This is a genomic window from Pontibacter rugosus, from assembly GCF_042678745.1.
In the GTDB taxonomy this organism is placed as follows: domain Bacteria; phylum Bacteroidota; class Bacteroidia; order Cytophagales; family Hymenobacteraceae; genus Pontibacter; species Pontibacter rugosus.
In genome coordinates, this window is sequence record NZ_JBHTLD010000478.1 from 1 (window position 1) to 726 (window position 726).

1 protein-coding gene is annotated in these 726 nt (G+C 35.1%); it reads left to right on the forward strand.

The features are described from left to right. Positions 1 to 726 (forward strand): glycosyltransferase family 2 protein (locus ACFQ2O_RS22005; protein WP_377533132.1); only part of this gene is annotated, 726 nt, incomplete at both ends.

Here is a 726-nt window from a genome sequence, read left to right on the forward strand (position 1 = left end):
TTGGGCAGATCCGTTCTACAGCGCTTAGTAATGTCCTGATTGTAGTAGTACGCTACTTTGTTAGAGCTAAATATATTGACGAAACTTTAAATGCCGTCTTAGCACAAACTTTCAAAAACTGGGAGTGTTTAGTTATTGATGATGGGTCTACTGATGATACACATGAGGTGGTAAAGAAGCATTTAATTAAAGATACTAGATTTAGATATATAGTTAGAGATAAGAATAGATCTAAAGGGGCATGTACTTGTAGGAATATTGGGTTAGAGCTTGCTCAAGGCAAGTATATTCAGTTTTTAGATTCAGATGATTTAATTTCAAGTAACAAATTTGAAGAACAGGTACGTATTTTAGAGAACACTACTCCCGACGCTATTGCAACTTGTAAGTGGGGCTCTTTTACTAAATCTACTAAAGCCCCAATAGTAAAACCATTCAGGCCTACTTACTTTAGCACAGGAAATACTTTGGAACTTTTGAAAGTATATGGCAAGTACCACACATATCTACCTTCACATGCTTTTCTAGTAGCAAAAGAAGTAATAAATAAAGCAGGAGGGTGGAATGAGAAACTGACAAACAATCAGGATGGAGAGTTTTTTACACGTGTGCTACTTAAATGCTCAAAAATTATTTTTGTGCCAAGTGCCGAAGTTTATTATAGAAAGGGTGCTGATAACAGAGTAAGTTCTCTAATTAATGAGGATAAGGTAAAGAGTCTAATAA